Below are 16539 nucleotides of genomic sequence, written 5' to 3' on the forward strand. Positions count from 1 at the left end.
TTGCCCATCGCTACTCCGGCCAGGCGTTGTTCTGGATGAGATCAACCATGTTCGTCCGCACGAACGACGGGTCGAAGTGCGCGAGCACGTCGTCGTTCATGGTCCCGAACGTGGTATCCGGGCGATGGGCCATGCCGTCGTTGAACGCCCGCAGGATGTGGTTCTTGAAGTCGGGACGCGGATGGGCGGCAACCACTTCGGCGCGCTGCTCTTCGCTGATCTCGTCGAGACCCAGTCCGATGACGTCGGTTTCGACGCCCAGAATCACCACCGCGACCTCGGGCGCCAGGTGGTGCGGAACCTCTGGCGTGGTGTGCAACGCGATCGCCAGCCACACATTCGTCGCCTCCTGCTCGCTACGACCGAAGTCCAGCAACAGTTTTCGAGCAAGGTCGGCCCCATCGATCTCGAATCGTTGATGCGTGGTGCCATACTCCGTGGTCAGGCCCAGGTCGTGGAACATGCCGCCCACGTAGGCGAGTTCCGGGTCGACGTCGAGGCCTCGTGCGGCCGCCTTCAACGACCCCCACAGGAACACCCGGCGGGAGTGGTTGAACAAGGTGTCGTCGGTCGACTTCCGCACGATCGAGGTGGCCTCCCGGACCAGCTCGGTGTCCGGAATGGTCACTCCTGCAATAACTTCGGGCATGGCTCGCAACTTCCGTCGGACTTGATTGGACACAGTCCATTTTGTCCGCGGATCGGCCGTACCTACAGAGCGCGCGGAGCCATGCATCCCACAGATCAGGACACGGTCAGACGTACTTCTCGTGCACGTAGCACCACCGCCAGTTCTCACCCGGCTCGAAGGACTGCACGATCTCGTGACCCGGCGTCTTTGCATGCGCACTGGCGTGTTTCATTGGCGACGAATCACAGCAGCCAACGTGCCCGCACGTGAGGCACAGCCGCAGATGAACCCACCGGGTGCCGGCCGCGATGCAGTCCTGGCAGCCCTTCGTGGTCTGCGGGGTGACCAGGCGGACGTTCTTCAAGTGCGAGTCGCCGAAGATGGATGCCACGACATCCACGGTAGCCCCGTTGCGCCCGGATCAGCGGGACGCGCCCGACTGGACGGCCTCCGCCAGCAACATCTCGGCCAGTTTCGCGCTCGCCGGCCTGGTGTGCGGCGGCTCAGCCGAGGCCAGATAGATCTTCCAGAGAATCGCCGGGCGAATCTCGATGGCACGCAAGTCCGGAAAGAGCAGCGCCTCACTGCCCGGCATGATGATGGTGCCCAACCCGTGTCGGACGAGACGGGCAGCGACCGAGTACTCCAGCGCCACTTCATGTGCCGTGCGCGCGGTGACATTGGCTGCCGCGAAAGCAGCCTCGACAAGCCGTCGGAGCCCGAATTGGATCGGGAAGCCGATGAGGTCCTCGTCCGCGAGTTCGGCGATACCAACATGATCGCGATGCGCAAGCGAATGATCGCGGCGGCAGACGAACACCATCGGTTCTTGACACATCAGCTGCATCTGCAGTTTCGATGGAAATCGCTCGGGCGCGGACACGAGCGCCAGGTCGAGTGAACCCTCCGCGATCGCGGAAAGGTAAGCAGCCGAACCTGTTTGACTCTGTCGCAGTCTGATCTGCACAAACGGGTAGGTGCGATGGAAGTCCCCCAACACCTTTGGCACGTCCAAAGTGCCGAAGGACACGAGCGATCCCAGATCGACCGTTCCCGACAGCTCGCCGCGGTAGTCGCTGAGCGAATCCTTGGCCAGTTGCGCTGTGTGAATGACACGTCGGGCGTGTTCACGAAACAACTCACCGGCCGGCGTGATCTTGATCTGCTGCTTGGACCGATCGAACAACTCGACTCCGAGCTCTTTCTCCAACTTGCCGATCGACATCGAGAGGGCCGACTGCACGACGTGCGCTCGCTGCGCCGCGCGCGAGAAGTTCATCTCGCCGGCAACGGCGAGGAAGTACTCGAGCTGACGGAGTTCCATCTCCAGAAGCTATCACCGATGCTGATCATTCAGATCAAAACTCCTCATTGGACTTGATTGGTGGGAGTCACTGAAATGGACGTATGAACAAGTCCACCTTCACGGTCGCCGTCACCGGCAGCTTGGCGACCATCTACCTCACCGGGTCCGCCCTAGCCGTCTCCGCCGCCGCACCGACGACCACCGACGTGCAGACGCCTTTGATCGAGCAGGCGCTTCCCAACGTGCCTGGAAAGACGTTCACTTCGTCGATCGTCGAATTTCCGCCCAGTTTCCGCGCATTGCCGCACCGTCATGGGGATGCGTTCATCTACGCCTATGTCCTCGAAGGAAGCATCCGCAGCCAGGTCGACGACGCCCCGGTACGCACGTATCTCCCGGGCGAGAACTGGATCGAGCAACCGGGGGCCCACCACGTCGTCACCGAGAACACCAGCCAGACCGAACGCGCCAAACTGCTGGTCGTCTTCATCTCCAACACCGGAGACAACTTGAAAATCGATGACCCGCATCAGTAATCCGTCACCACCGAGCCCACAGACACGGTAGAGAGAATCATGACCACCACATCGCGAGTCGGCGCCAACAAGCAGCACCCCGCCGCCTACCAGGCACTCATCACGTTGTCCGGCGAGGCGGAAAGCGCCACCGCGGCAGCAGGTTTGGACCCAAAGCTGGTCGAGCTGATCAAGATCCGGGTCTCCCAGATCAACGGCTGCGCCTTCTGCCTGCGCATGCACACCCGCGACGCACTCAAGCTCGGCGAGCGCACTGACCGGATCGCCGTACTACCGGCGTGGGAGGAGACCGGCTACTTCTCCGAGGTCGACCGTGCCGCCCTGGGACTGGCCGAGTCGATCACCAGGGTCGCCGATGGGCACGTCAGCGACGCCGACTACGACGCCGCCGCAGCCTCACTCAGCCCAGACCAGATATCGGCCGTCACTTGGCTCGCCACGGTGATGAATGCCTTCAACCGCATCGCGATCACCAGCCGGTACCGGGTCGGCTGATCCACATCATCACAGTGTTCTGAAACGACGAATTAGGGCACCGAGCTGGTCGACAAGCGGCGTGCGGCGTGTCGTTTGAGCTAGCGAGGATCGCTCCCCACCGCCGCCTCAAGCGCCGATGCGACTGCTTCGAACTCTGCAAGCGCCGCGGTCAAGTCTTCAACGATTTCCCTGGCAATCACCTCAGGCGCGGGAAGGTTGTCCGCATCCTCAAGTGACTCGTCGCGCAACCATGTGATATCGAGGTTGACCTTGTCGCGGGCGAGGAGATCGTCGTATGAGTACGCGTGCCAGCGAGTAGATTCGACCCGCTCGTCGCGGGGCTTGCCCGATAGATATGACTCGACAAAGTTATCAAGGTGGCTGCGCCGCAGCGGATTCTGTTTGAGCGTGAAGTGCTCGTTGGTACGCAGGTCGTACACCCAGAGTTTACTGGTCCACGGGTGCTCCGACGCTGGCTTCTTGTCGAAGAACAGCACGTTGGCCTTCACGCCCTGCGCATAGAAAATGCCTGTCGGCAGTCGCAGCATGGTGTGAAGATCGAAGTCTGCCAGGAGTTTCCGGCGCAGTGTCTCCCCTGCGCCGCCTTCAAACAACACATTGTCCGGCAGGACAACCGCCGCGCGGCCATTGATATCCAGGATCGTCATGATGTGTTGCAGGAAGTTGAGCTGCTTGTTGCTCGTGGTGACAACGAAGTCCTGCCGTTCAATTTCGATGTCGTCGCGAACCTCGCGTCCGTCCGCGCCAATCATCGTCAGCGACGACTTGCGCCCGAACGGAGGGTTGGATAGCACGACCGACCAGCGACGGCCGGGGTCAGCGATCAACGCGTCGCGCACCTCAATCAGCGACGCACCGTCAGCAGCGCCGATGCCGTGCAACAGCAGATTCATCGCAGCCAACCTGGCAGTACCATCGACGAGTTCGTACCCTGCGACGAAGTTGTCGCGAAGATGAGTCCGCTGCGTCGGGGTGAGCTTGCCCGCCGCTTCGGCCACATGTTCGTGCGCGACAAGGAGAAATCCGCCTGTGCCGCACGCAGGATCGACGACGGTGTCTGCCACCGACGGGTCGACGACGTCGACGATGGCACGGATGAGGTCACGTGGCGTGAAGTACTGCCCGGCGCCAGAACCCTTGTCCGAGGCACCCTTGGCCAGTAATTCCTCATATGCGTCGCCTTTGAGGTCCGTACCCGACGCGGACCAGTTCTCTTTGTCGATGAGGTCAACAATCAATCGCTTGAGCTTGGCTGGGTCCTGAATCCTGTTCTGCGCCTTGCGATAGATAGTCCCCAATGTTCCCGGCCGCTGACCGAGCCCGACGAGAATCTTGGTGTACTCGACTTCGAGATCGGTTCCCTCGGCATCAAGGAGCTTCTGCCAGGAGAACTCGTTGGGGACGATCTTCTGTGGGTTCAGTTTTCGTGTCGCCCGCTCGTGCGCCATTTTCAGGAACAGCAGGTATGTCAGCTGCTCGGTGTACTCGATGACACCGACGCCGTCGTCGCGCAACACATTGCAGTACGACCACAGCTTGTCGACGAGGCGACGCGATTCAGACATGCGTTCCTTTGAAATCAGTTGAGAACATCGAGGTTTGGCGCACCGTGAAAGATAGCGTCTCCAGACAACAGTTCGAATTGCTTGGCGATAGCGCAGGCTGCGATCCAGCGATCGGCGGTGTGAATCTTGTCGTGGAGCGGGTGGCCCCCGGCGCGGCACTCTGCTGAGAGCTTGGCATACGCCCCGACTACGTCGACATCTGCATAGATCGTCGGCGTGCGTTGAAGCACTTCGAGCAGACGCGCCATCCGAGAAGCGCCCCAATTCGCTTGGCGGGCACCGCTGAGGACCTCGCCTCGAGTCTGAAAGGAGATGACCGTGGGCCGCCCAGCCAAGACGTCACGCCATTCTTGCGCGCGCGAATCGGCAGCTACCGGATTGACGTAGACACGACTAAACACGTCGGTATCTACGACCGTCGCTCCCGGCCAGCTCATGAGCGAATTGCCTGTAGGAACGCGGCCCATTCCTCCTCTGTCGGGTCAACACCGCCGGTCGGATCCGGTCCCGGAGCACTCGCAAGGATTTCGTCCGGCGAAACGACGTGGTGCTGCCGGAACTCGGCGGCCGGATCGACTGTTTCGTGTACCCGTGCGTCATCCAAGATCACTACCCGTCCAGACGGACTGAGCGTTGCCGTGCCCTCGGCGTGAACCCATTGTCCGACGAGCCGCGCAGCAGCTGCATCATCGGCGACGCGGCGCAATTCGACGGTGTTGCCGACGTCATCGCGGAGTCGAAACTTGTGGGAATGCAGGTCCACCTTCTCCAGCCGCCCAGCCGCAGTGCCGGCGCCACCAGCAGTCTGTCGGGCCGTTGCCCAAGTCTCGGGATGGGCGTTTGAGGCCTCGATACGAATGTCACCGCGGGACGGCGAGGCTACGACGACGGTGTCCGCGGCAGCCCTCATCGCGAGAGTCAGCTTGCCTGCCGACTCGGCGATCAATTCACTGACCCAGTCCGGCCGATGGTCGGTGCTGATCGCCGTCAGTACCTCCCAGAACCTGTCGTCGGCATCGGCCAGCCCGGGAACCTCGACGTCGAGCTTGTCGGTCGGTCCTTTGCTGAACTGGAGCACCGTGCTCCCCTGCTGAATGGCGCCCAACCGCAGTTCGGCGAACTCCTCCACGTACTGCTTGGATCGCCCAGGGCCGGCCGCATCTGCTGCATCACGGCTGAGTCTGGTGACGAGCTCCTGCAACGCAGCCGATATCGCGCTCAGGTCCTTCAGTGTGATCTCGCCGCTGGGCGCAGAGCCGCCGACGAGGCGCAGTTCGATCTGCTTGATCATGATCATCGCCTCCCATCTGCGATTCGATGAGGCCGGTCAGTTGCCTCCCGACCATTCTGCCGTGCGAAGCCGCTCTCGCTCACCGAATAATTGCAGTGCCCACCGACAAGCTGCTCGCCACTACTCGACGCCGCGACTCTCCCAATCGCCAAACGTTGAACCGTCCGAGGCGATCCACTCGCGGCGGCCATTGCAGGAGTGTCCCCATGCCACAGCGCCCGCTGTGGAAGGTGAGCTGAACGGGATGCTCCGGGTGACCACGCCCTTCCCAGCTTCGATGACGATGGCCCCGTCGGCGATCAACTGCTCATGGTGCGCACGGTACGACGCATACGACTTAATCGTGCTCTCAGCCTTGCCGATGCCCTGCCAGACCGCCACGACAATCGACCCGGCGAGCATGGTGAACTCGCCGTCGATCTGCTGGGCCTTAGCGTCGACGCCTTGCTTGGTGTTGCGCAGGTGAAACACCGGCGAATCCGAGTCCACGTTCTCCCGGGTTCCCGGCTTCGGGAGCGGGATGCGGATGGCATTGACGCCAAGAACCGGCAGCACAATCTCAAGTTGTGACACGAAGTAATCCATGTCGGAGGCATCCGCTTCGGGCAACGCCGGCGGCGCCGGAGCCGTGCCGTTCTCCACCTTGACGCGGCCGGCTCTTGTCGCCAGATCGATGAGGCGTGACTCGAGATAGCGACCGTGGGCCTTCGTCAGATTCGCGTCCTTCGACGTGATCACGACGACGCGATCCCAAAAGTCCTTCTCCCGTTGGTGATAGCGCAAGCGCTCAGCGACGACGTCGGCCTCGCCGATGTAGCAACGAGTGTTTCCGACAACAGCTTCGTCTTCGCCCATCAAGAGGTACGCGCCGGTGCGTTGAGCCTCCTCACGTTTGAGGAGATCGGCCAACTCTGACCGCGGTGCAGAAAGCACATGCCCAGTCCAATTGGTGATCTCAGCGGTGGTGAGCCCACCGGCACTACCGTCGACGAGAAAGAGCTTAATCTGCTTGCCGCTCATACAGTTTCGAGTTCTCTCAACTCGGTCGAGGAACCGGTGAGGCGGCCGGAGAAAGCTGCGGACAATATTGCCTTCCGTAGTTGCTCCCGACGCGACTTGGCGATAGCAAGCTGCACGCGCTGACGCTCGACCGCTTCAAAGGACCGCTGGGCGGACGCGACGATCGCCGCTTGTTCGGCGAGATCGGGAATCGGGAATTCAATCGGTTTGAGCCGAGAGGCGGACAAATGCGCAATGTTCGTGGTGATCCGTGACTCACGCTTGAACCTACCAGCTCGCATGTGGCGTCTGAAAACGAGGAGTGCGAACTCGGGTAGGACTCGATCAGATGCAACGAAACGGAGCAGGCTGTTCGTGAAAGCAACCTCCGCCGGCTCACCCCGATACAACGCCGGGCGTCCGAGCAGATCGGGTGTCTGCCCTTCATTCAGGAGAACATCACCCACACGCAGTTTGAACCGATCGAACGTCTCGGCAGGCCAATGCATCTCCATCACATCGCGAGTATCGATCCTGTCCTCGAATACATTCGCCACACGCAAATAGGGCTTCATATTCGGTCCTGAATGCCAATCAGGGTGACGCTGACGCCCCAGTTCTACGACACCGGCATCGCCGACGCAGCTTCTCTCCCACTTCGCCGGATAGTCGTCAACATCAGGGATCAGGTTCATGAGAGTGGCAGTCAAAAAGGTGTCGAGTCGGCGTTCTGCTGCGCGAATGTAATCGGCCGCAGCATCGAGGCGCGATAGGTGATCTTCGAGGATCTCGACGATGCGTCGTTCCGTCACATCGTCAAACCTCGGAACCCGAAAACCCTTGATACTTGCCAAGGTAACGTGAGGAAGCTGCGTACCAGTCGCGGTCGCCTTGAGATGTCGGACAAAAGCGTCCGAACTTAGCCAATGGTACAAAAATCGCGAGTCGATATCCATCGCGCGAATTCTCGCGACCCGCTGAACGAGCAGTGCGGGTATGTCCGCCGTGGCCACCCTTGCCAACTTCAAGCCGGACGAGATGATCGGGCGGTCCATACCGAGAATGATGTCTTCTTCCTCGACCGCGAGATGCTGGTAGCCATCGATCAAATGACTTGGCCACGTCTTAGTCCGAGTCCAGCGCAGAGCGCCGGGTTCAATGTTGTCTCCACGGAGCAAGCGGATACCTTCACCGGGTTCGCCGAAATGAGCGCTCTTGAAGGCAGGTCCAGAGTCCACGGCAGCGACATCGTTCACCGTGACGTATGTCGGCCAGCTCACGCCGTCAACTCCGCGTTCAACTCGTCAATCAACTCCGCCGCCCGATCGCCCAAATCCCTTATCGCCCCGTCAGTTCCGCCACGTTCCGTGAAAGGCGCGTCATCGAGGTCTTCAACGCGGATACCCGCAGAACTCGCAATCACCGACACCATCCGGTCCAGCCACCACCGCTCGGTCTCGGTGAAGACTGCACCCGACTGCTCCTGTTGCGCCAGCCAGGCGGCATATCGCTCACGCACCCGCTCACCGTAGGGCACCAGCTCGTCATCAACACCAGTGGCATACCGGATCAGCGACACCAGGTCGGTCACCGTGTGGGTCGCACTCTTGCGCACCTTCGACCCATCCACCGCGGCGTAGGCGTTCCAGATCACATCAGTTGTCCAATTATGAGGTGGTCGTGAGATTCTCGCCGCCAGTCCTTCGATGACCGCGAAGTCGATGCGCCGTTCGCCCGCCTCATAACCGACTTGCAATGCGGTGATCTCGTCACGGTGTTCAGCCAGATAGGCGGCCCACGACTCCACCACCGAGCGAGCCTTGTCCGTGTCGACCACACCCCCAGCTTCGATCAATTCGTCGCGGCTGACCTCGTCGATCACTCGATCATGCGCGGCCCGGAGCTCCAAAATACGGTTGCGCAACTCAGGATTCGAGGCGAGCGGCTCAATCGCACGGTCAATGGCTTCTCGTGTCGTGGTTGCTGGTTCCACGGCATCAACCAGGTTGCGGATGATGTCACGAACCGAACCGGATGCGACGTCATCGAGTTCAAACCGCTCTGCGACGGTGAGGTCAAGCTCCAATTTGGCCAGACGCGAAGCAAGCGTGGCTGCTTCATCCTCGGTGATCGTTAGATTGGCCGCTTTCTCCAGCAGCTTCTTGAGCGGAACCGACCGTTGCCGGTTCAGTGGCGGCTCCACGAAGTCGTGCTCGGTGACACCGACGGCGTCGACGATCACAAACCGCGTCTTCGTCTGCGCATCCGGTGTGACTGATTGAAAGTCAGCATCCGGAATGGTACGTGCCCCACGACCTTTCATCTGCTCGAAGTACTGCGCTGAGCGCACATCGCGCATAAAGAACACACATTCCAGCGGTTTGACATCGGTGCCGGTGGCGATCATGTCGACAGTGACGGCGATGCGCAGGGTCGGGCTGGTTCGCAGGGCTTGCAACTGCTCCTTGGCGTTTCGCGCGTTGTAGGTGATCTTCGCAGCGAAATCGTTGCCCTTACCGAATACTTCACGTACCTGCTTGACGATCTCCTCCGCATGGTTGTCATCCTTGGCGAAGATCAGCGTTTTCGGCACAGTGCTACGTCCGGGGAAAATGTCAGTAAAGAGCCGGTCACGGAAGGTTTCGAGCACTGTCCGGATCTGATCGGTCGCGGTCACTGCGCGATCGAGCTGTGCTGCACCGTAATTCAGATCATCGTCGAGCGCCTCAAGCCGCTGTTCACGAGTACGCCGGTCAACCTTCGGCACGATGGTGCCTGCCTCGATCCGCGATCCTACATCGCTGATCTTCGTGCGGATCCGGTACACGTCGAAGTCGACGTTGACTCCATCAGCGACGGATTCGGGATAGGTGTAGTCCGACACCAGGTTCTGCCGGAAGAACGCGAACGTCTGTTTACCAGGAGTGGCCGTCAGCCCGACCACGTGGGCGTCGAAATACTCGAGGACACCCCGCCAAACCCCGTAGATGCTCCGATGAGCTTCATCGACAACGATGAGATCGAATGTCTCCGGTGGGATTTCACCGCTGTACGAAACAGTCACCGGCACTTCCGGAATGTAATCGTCGATGTCCGGGTCGTCGGTGTCGCTGACTTCGCCAACCTTGATGGCCTTGAAAACCCGCTGAATCGTCGAAATCGATACCTTCGTCGACCCCAACAATCCCGCCTTGGACAGCTTGGCGACGTTGTACAGCTCCGTGAAACGCCGACCGTCGTCAGGCGTGCGATAGTTTTGGAATTCAGCAAGTGTCTGGTCGGCCAAGTTGTTTCGGTCGACCAGGAACAGAATCCGATTGAAACCACCGTGTTTGAGCACGCGGTACGACTGCGTCACCGCGGTGTACGTCTTGCCGGCGCCAGTCGCCATCTGGATCAGCGACCGATCGAACTGCTGTGCAGCCAAACTCTTTTCGACGCCATTGATGGCCTCGATCTGGGCCGGGCGGAGCGGAGCAGTATCGAGCGCAGGCAGGTTCTGCACCTTGGCCCGCCATGTCGGTCGGTGTGGGTCCGCTTCGGCGTCACGCAGAATGCGGGCCAACGTCCCGGGCCTAGGCACATTGAAGATCAGCCGGGCGCGCGGTTCCGGATCGAAACCGTTCGTGAAATGAGTTTCGACGCCCGAAGCCTCGAACACGAATGGCAAGCGCCCTTCACGTGTCTTCGCGGCGATCCGCACATCGGCGGGCAATCCGTCGGCATACATGGCGGACTGCCACTCCACACCGGTCAACGGCGTGCCGACCGGCTTGGCCTCGATGACGCCGACCACTGCCTTATCGACGTAAAGCAGGTAGTCGACCCGTCCGTGGCCTGGCTTCATCACCACTTCGCGAACAGCAACACCCGAGCCCGCGAAGAGGTTGAGGTCCTTCTTGTCTTGGACTACCCAGCCCGCCTGGGTGAGCTGCTCATCGATGAGCCGTCGGGCACGCGCCTCGGCCGGCAGCCGAGAATCGTCCCCCACGTGGCTCATTAGCACAGCTTATCGACTTCGATCGTCTGGAAAGCGAGTATCAGACGAGTCATACCCACGCCGGAATTCAAAGTCGTGCCTGCGAGCCATCCAACCGAGAGCGCTACGCGTTAGCGCGGCGTCCCGCCGCCATCGACGATGACGACCTGCCCGGTGATGTAACTGCCTGCGCCCGAACACAACAGCAGCGCGGCGCCCACCAATTCGTCGGGGTTGGCCAGCCGCTTCATCAGCGTGTTGGAGGCCATCGCGTCGATCATCGGCTGCGGGTTGTTGCGCACCATGTCGGTGTCGACCGGACCGGGCGCGATGGCGTTGACCCGGATACCGTCGGCCGCGTAGGCGGCGGCCATCGACCGGGTGAACGACAGCAGCGCCGCCTTGCCCGCGGCGTACATCGACACGAACGGCGCGAACTGGAAGGCGCCGATCGATGACATGTTCAGGACGGCGGCGGCCGGGCTGGTCTTCAAGTGCGGCAACGCTTTCTGGATCAGGAACACCGGACCACGCAGGTTGGAGTCGTACGACTTGGCCCACGCCTCGGGCGTCATCTCCCCCAGCGGCTGAGCCAGCGCGTTGGCCGCGTTGTTGACGAGGACGTCGATGCCACCGAACTCTGCGACGGTGGCGTCCACCAGCCGGTCGAGGTCGTCGAGGGTGCCCATGTTGGTCGGCACGCCGATCGCCTTGCCGCCCAGCCCGCGCAGGTGCTCGGCCGCCGCCTCGCACGCGTCGGACTTGCGGCTCGCGACCACCAGACTGGCACCGGCCAGCGCGAACCCCTCGGCCATGGCGAGGCCGATACCGCGCGTCCCGCCCGTCACGATGACGGTGCGGCCGGTCATGTCGAACAGGCGGTCAAATGTGGTGCGGTCCATGGCTAGCAGTAGAACACAGGGGTTTGGGGCGCCGACCGGGCCACACCATTGAGCGGGCACGGTGTCACGGTGCCCGCCTCGGCGTGTCGCCGGGCGGCGTGTCGGCTCTGCTGTGGCACTTGCGATTTGGCGCGTTCAACTTTCCTTGACGCGTCAGGGAAAGTTGACGGCTTCAGATCGAACATGCCAAGGGAGAGGCGACGGACTACTGAAATTCGCGCCCGCTCACGAACTCACGCTCCGCCCCCGTCACCGGATCGACGAACGCCAGCCGATGGGCCAGCAGCTGAAGCGGCGTCGAGAAATCGCCGGCGGGCACGTCAAGCACCGTGGGATACAACGGATCACCGTCGATGGGCAGCCCGAGCGAGTTCATGTGCACCCGCAGCTGATGGGTCCGGCCGGTGGCGGGTGTCAACCGGAACAGCCCATCCCCCACCGGCTCGACCACCGTCACCGCATTCACCTCACCGGGCTCCACGACCGCCTGTAAAGACCCGCGCCGCTTCATAATTCGGTTGCGCAGCTCGACCGGCTCGGCCAATGTCCCGGCCGACGAACGCGCCAGATACGTCTTGGACACTAAACCCGACGCGAACATCGTCTGATACGCCCCACGGACCTCGCGCCGTGCGGTGAACACCAGGACACCGGCCGTCAGCCGGTCCAGCCGGTGTGCCGGCGAGAGCTCCCACAATCCCAAGGCCCGGCGCAGCCGCACCAGGGCCGTCTGCACCACGTGCCCGCCGCGCGGCATGGTGGCCAGGAAGTGTGGCTTGTCGACCACGACGATGTTCTCGTCGCGGTACAGCACCGGCACGTCGAACGGGACGGCGACCTCGTCGGGCAGGTCCCGATACCAGTAGATGAACGCACCGGCCGGCAGCTCGGTCGCCTCGTCGACCACTGACCCGTCAGCGCAAACCACCTCGCCGGCAAGGACTTTCGCGGCCGCGTCGTCGCCGAACCGCGCCCGCAGCTCAGCCTGCACCGGCCCGCCGTGCACCCGCAGCCGAGCAGGCCCGATCCCCTCGTATCCGGGACGGACGGGCAGGCTCAATCGAGCGGAACCGGCTCAAGGATCTCCGAACGGGCCTCGGGAGCCGCCGCGCGCAACGCATCTGCCGATTCGTCGTCGGGCTGCGTCTGTGACAGCACCTCGGCTTCGACGCGGGCCAGGTACGTCGCGACCTCGCGGTCGATGTCCTCGGCACTCCAACCCAGCACGGGCGCAACGACTTCCGCGACCTCGCGGGCGCAGTCGACGCCGCGGTGCTGGTACTCGATGGAAATCCGCATGCGGCGGGCCAGGATGTCCTCGAGGTGCAGGGCGCCCTCGGCCGCGGCCGCGTACCAGGCCTCGACCTTCAGGTACACCGGCGCCTCGGTGATGGGCTCCAGCAGCTCGGGGCGGTCGGCCGCCATGTCCAGCACCTCGCCGATCAGCGAGCCGTACCGGTCCAGCAGGTGCCGCACCCGGTACGGATGCAGGCCATAGTGCTGACCGACGTGTTCGGTCTGGTTGATCAGCGCGAAGTAGCCGTCAGCGCCCAGCAGCGGCACCTTCTCTGTGATCGACGGTGCCACCCGCGTCGGCACGTACTCGCTGGCCGCGTCGATGGCGTCCTCCCCCATGACGCGGTACGTCGTGTACTTACCGCCGGCGATGGCCACCAGACCCGGGGCCGGCACCGCGACCGCGTGCTCGCGGGACAGCTTGGACGTCTCCTCGCTCTCACCGGCCAGCAGCGGGCGCAGGCCCGCGTAGACGCCGTCGATGTCGTCGTGGTTGAGCGGCGTGGCCAGCACCTTGTTGACGTGCCCGAGGATGTAGTCGATGTCGGCCTTGGTCGCCGCCGGATGCGCCAGGTCCAGATTCCAGTCGGTGTCGGTGGTGCCGATGATCCAGTGGGTGCCCCAGGGGATCACGAACAGCACCGACTTCTCGGTGCGCAGGATGATCGCGACCTCGCTGACGATGCGGTCCCGCGGCACGACGATGTGCACGCCCTTCGAGGCGCGCACCCGGAAGCGTCCGCGCTGCTTCGACAACGCCTGAATCTCGTCGGTCCACACGCCCGTCGCATTGACGACGACGTGGCCGCACACCTCGGTGACGGCGCCGGTCTCGGAGTCGCGGACCCGGACGCCCGTGACCCGATCACCCTCGCGCAGCAGTGCCACGACCTGCGTCGAGGTGCGGACGACGGCGCCGTAGTGCGCCGCGGTGCGGGCGACGGTCATGGTGTGCCGCGCGTCGTCGACGACGGTGTCGTAGTAGCGGATCGCGCCGATCAGCGAGCTGCGCTTGAGTCCGGGAGCCAGCCGCAGCGCGCCGGCCTTGAGCAGGTGCTTCTGGGCGGGGACCGACTTGGCCCCACCCAGCTGGTCGTACAGGAAGATGCCGGCGGCGATGTAGGGGCGCTCCCAGATCCGCTTGGTCAGCGGGAACAGGAACGGCAGCGGCTTCACGAGGTGTGGCGCCAGCGTCGTCAGGGACAGTTCGCGTTCGTACAGTGCCTCGCGCACCAGACCGAACTCGAGCTGCTCCAGGTAGCGCAGGCCGCCGTGGAACATCTTGCTGCTGCGGCTGGAGGTGCCGGAGGCGAAGTCGCGCGCCTCGACCAGGGCGACCTTCAGCCCGCGCGTCGCCGCGTCGAGCGCCGCACCGGCGCCGACGACACCGCCGCCGATCACGATGACGTCGAACTGTTCGGAGCCCAACCGATTCCACGCGGTCTCGCGCTGCGCGGGACTCAGCAGGGTCTGCCCATTGCCCGGACCGGGAATCGGGTCACTCACTGCGGAACTCCTCGTGGTTACTCGTCGGTAGGCCTTGCGTGACCGAGCCTACGTGGTCGGCCCTGTTCGCGCGTCAGTCCAGATCGTCGTGAGCCATGAGCCGGCGTGCCGCCTCGACGATCGAGCCCGAGAACGACGGATACACCGACAACGTCTGAGCGAGGTCTGTCACCGAGATGCGGTTCTGCACCGCGAGCGCGATCGGCAGGATGAGCTCGGAGGCGATCGGTGCCACCACGACACCGCCGATCACCACACCGGTGGCGGGACGACAGAAGATCTTGACGAAACCCCTCCGTACCAACGACATCTTGGCGCGGGCGTTGGTGGTCAGCGGCAGCATCAGCGTGCGGGCCGGAACCGTGCCGGCGTCGATCGCGGATTGCGGCACCCCGACGGCGGCGATCTCCGGGCGGGTGAATACCGCGGCCGCGACCGTCCGCAGCTTGATCGGCGAAACCCCTTCACCCAGAGCGTGATACATCGCGATACGGCCCTGCATGGCGGCCACCGACGCCAGCGGCAGCAGGCCCGTGCAGTCGCCGGCCGCGTAGATGCCCGGGGCCGAGGTGCGCGACACCCGGTCGACCGTCAGGTAGTTGCCGGCGCCGAGCTCGATGCCGGCCTTCTCCAGCCCCAGGCCCGAAGTGTTGGGCACCGACCCGATGCTCATCAACGCATGGCTGCCCTCCACGACGCGGCCGTCGGCCAGGCTGACCTTGACGCCGGTTTCGGTACGGACCACCGAATCGGCGCGGGCGTTCTTGACCAACGTCACACCACGCTCGGAGAACACCTCCTCCAGCACCGCGGCGGCATCGGAGTCCTCGTGGGGCAGGATCTGGTCGCGGCTGGCCACCACCGTGACCTTGACGCCCAGTTCGGTGTAGGCGTTGCAGAACTCGGCACCGGTGACACCCGAGCCCACGATGACCAGGTGCTCCGGCAGGTCGGTCAGGTCGTACAGCTGACGCCAGTTCAGGATGCGTTCGCCATCGGGCACCGCGTTGGGCAGCACCCGAGGGCTGGCGCCGGTCGCGATCAGCACCACATCGGCCTTCAGCACACCCGAGCGCCCGTCGGGGGTCGTGACCTTGACCCGGTGGTGCGCCATGCCGGGGATGCTGTCGACCAGCTCACCGCAGCCCGCCACCACATTGACGCCGGCCCGCAGCAGCTGCCCGCCGATGTCGACCGACTGGCTCCGCGCCAGCGTCTTGACCCGGTTGTTGATCTGCGGCAACGAGATCTTGGCGTCCTCGATCTTGATGTCGAAGCCCAGCCCGTCGGCGCGGCGCAGCTCGGTGCGCACGCCCGTGGAGGCGATGAAGGTCTTGGACGGCACACAGTCCCAGAGCACGCAGGCACCGCCGATACCGTCGCGGTCGACGACGGTGACTTCTGTTGCGTCAGGGCCGTAACCGGCGGCAACCAGGGCTGCCTCATATCCGGCGGGACCGCCGCCGATGATCACGATGCGGGTAACCACCGCTACATCTAACCCCGAGTTGGGTGTTGGTCGTCGGACAACAAGCCGTAGGCTTGCCGAGTGCCGCTCTACGCCGCTTACGGATCGAACATGCATCCGGAGCAGATGCTTCAGCGGGCCCCTCATTCCCCGATGGCGGCCACGGGGTGGCTGCACGGCTGGCGACTGACGTTCGCCGGCGCCGACATCGGCTGGGAGGGCGCGCTGGCGACGCTGGTCGAGGATCCGCTGTCGAAGGTCTTCGTCGTGCTCTACGACATGACGCGCGAGGACGAGGAACGCCTGGACCGCTGGGAAGGCTCCGAACTGGGGATCCACAAGAAGATCCGGTGCCGGGTGCACCGGGTGTCGTCGGACACCTCGACCGAGCCCGTGCTGGCGTGGTTGTACGTCGTGGACGCCTGGGAAGGCGGGCTGCCCTCAGCCCGGTACCTGGGCGTCATGGCCGAGGCCGCCGAGATCGCCGGCGCCCCCGCGGACTACGTCCACCACCTCCGCACCCGCCCCTCCCGCAATATCGGTCCTTAACCCGCGAGCGGCC

The 16539-nt window shown here is 63.5% G+C and carries 16 protein-coding genes; 3 read left to right on the forward strand and 13 right to left on the reverse strand.

The genetic code is table 11. The annotated features are described in order from the left end of the window. Positions 1-10: 10 nt before the first annotated feature. The 3 genes from EB75_RS00230 to EB75_RS00240 all read right to left on the reverse strand — a co-directional run bounded on the left by EB75_RS00230 (position 11) and on the right by EB75_RS00240 (position 1955). Complete coding sequence (locus EB75_RS00230) at positions 11-649, reverse strand: HD domain-containing protein (RefSeq protein WP_073693489.1); 639 nt, start codon at positions 647-649, stop codon at positions 11-13. A 106-nt stretch (positions 650-755) separates the two neighbouring features. Continuing rightward, the gene (locus EB75_RS00235; protein WP_020102826.1) at positions 756-1022 is read right to left on the reverse strand and encodes a UBP-type zinc finger domain-containing protein; all 267 of its coding nucleotides are present in this window, start codon (positions 1020-1022) and stop codon (positions 756-758) included. 30 nt (positions 1023-1052) lie between these two features. Further along, positions 1053-1955 carry a LysR substrate-binding domain-containing protein gene (locus tag EB75_RS00240; protein WP_073693490.1) on the reverse strand — a complete coding sequence of 301 codons (903 nt, stop codon included), beginning with the start codon at positions 1953-1955 and terminating at the stop codon, positions 1053-1055. Positions 1956-2038: 83 nt separating this feature from the next. On the opposite strand from EB75_RS00240, the gene EB75_RS00245 reads away from it, so the two are divergent. Both EB75_RS00245 and EB75_RS00250 read left to right on the forward strand, forming a co-directional pair. Then, positions 2039-2473, forward strand: a complete 435-nt coding sequence (locus EB75_RS00245; protein WP_073693491.1) for a cupin domain-containing protein — start codon at positions 2039-2041, stop codon at positions 2471-2473. 39 nt (positions 2474-2512) lie between these two features. Further along, positions 2513-2968: a carboxymuconolactone decarboxylase family protein gene (locus tag EB75_RS00250; RefSeq protein WP_073693492.1), complete on the forward strand. Its 456-nt coding sequence runs from the start codon at positions 2513-2515 to the stop codon at positions 2966-2968. A gap of 80 nt (positions 2969-3048) precedes the next feature. Here EB75_RS00250 and EB75_RS00255 read toward each other — a convergent pair whose 3' ends face one another. The 10 genes from EB75_RS00255 to EB75_RS00305 form a co-directional block, all read right to left on the reverse strand. Beyond that, positions 3049-4536 (reverse strand): class I SAM-dependent DNA methyltransferase, encoded by a 1488-nt coding sequence (locus EB75_RS00255; protein WP_073693493.1) that lies wholly within the window; start codon positions 4534-4536, stop codon positions 3049-3051. Positions 4537-4550: 14 nt separating this feature from the next. Next, the gene (locus EB75_RS00260; RefSeq protein WP_073693494.1) at positions 4551-4973 is read right to left on the reverse strand and encodes a PIN domain-containing protein; all 423 of its coding nucleotides are present in this window, start codon (positions 4971-4973) and stop codon (positions 4551-4553) included. Beyond that, a complete protein-coding gene (locus EB75_RS00265) occupies positions 4970-5827 on the reverse strand; it encodes a hypothetical protein (RefSeq protein WP_073693521.1) in 858 nt (285 codons plus the stop codon). Before EB75_RS00265 ends, EB75_RS00260 begins: the two co-directional genes overlap by 4 nt. Before the next feature lie 120 nt (positions 5828-5947). Beyond that, positions 5948-6847: a GIY-YIG nuclease family protein gene (locus EB75_RS00270; protein ID WP_073693495.1), complete on the reverse strand. Its 900-nt coding sequence runs from the start codon at positions 6845-6847 to the stop codon at positions 5948-5950. After that, a complete protein-coding gene (locus tag EB75_RS00275; protein ID WP_073693496.1) occupies positions 6844-8106 on the reverse strand; it encodes a restriction endonuclease subunit S in 1263 nt (420 codons plus the stop codon). The genes EB75_RS00270 and EB75_RS00275 overlap by 4 nt, the downstream gene beginning before the upstream one ends. Then, positions 8103-10826 (reverse strand): type I restriction endonuclease subunit R, encoded by a 2724-nt coding sequence (locus EB75_RS00285; protein ID WP_174557599.1) that lies wholly within the window; start codon positions 10824-10826, stop codon positions 8103-8105. The genes EB75_RS00275 and EB75_RS00285 overlap by 4 nt, the downstream gene beginning before the upstream one ends. 110 nt (positions 10827-10936) lie before the next feature. Beyond that, complete coding sequence (locus EB75_RS00290) at positions 10937-11707, reverse strand: SDR family NAD(P)-dependent oxidoreductase (RefSeq protein WP_073693498.1); 771 nt, start codon at positions 11705-11707, stop codon at positions 10937-10939. A gap of 205 nt (positions 11708-11912) precedes the next feature. Further along, positions 11913-12767, reverse strand: a complete 855-nt coding sequence (locus EB75_RS00295; RefSeq protein WP_073693499.1) for a pseudouridine synthase — start codon at positions 12765-12767, stop codon at positions 11913-11915. Further along, positions 12764-14509, reverse strand: a complete 1746-nt coding sequence (locus EB75_RS00300; RefSeq protein ID WP_073693500.1) for a glycerol-3-phosphate dehydrogenase/oxidase — start codon at positions 14507-14509, stop codon at positions 12764-12766. The genes EB75_RS00295 and EB75_RS00300 overlap by 4 nt, the downstream gene beginning before the upstream one ends. 73 nt (positions 14510-14582) lie before the next feature. Then, positions 14583-15998: an NAD(P)H-quinone dehydrogenase gene (locus EB75_RS00305; RefSeq protein WP_073693501.1), complete on the reverse strand. Its 1416-nt coding sequence runs from the start codon at positions 15996-15998 to the stop codon at positions 14583-14585. A gap of 60 nt (positions 15999-16058) precedes the next feature. On the opposite strand from EB75_RS00305, the gene EB75_RS00310 reads away from it, so the two are divergent. Continuing rightward, positions 16059-16526, forward strand: coding sequence for a gamma-glutamylcyclotransferase family protein (locus EB75_RS00310; RefSeq protein ID WP_029105535.1), 468 nt, complete (start codon positions 16059-16061; stop codon positions 16524-16526). Positions 16527-16539: the final 13 nt, after the last annotated feature.

Source organism: Mycobacterium sp. ST-F2 (assembly GCF_001905655.1).
Taxonomy (GTDB): Bacteria; Actinomycetota; Actinomycetes; order Mycobacteriales; family Mycobacteriaceae; genus Mycobacterium.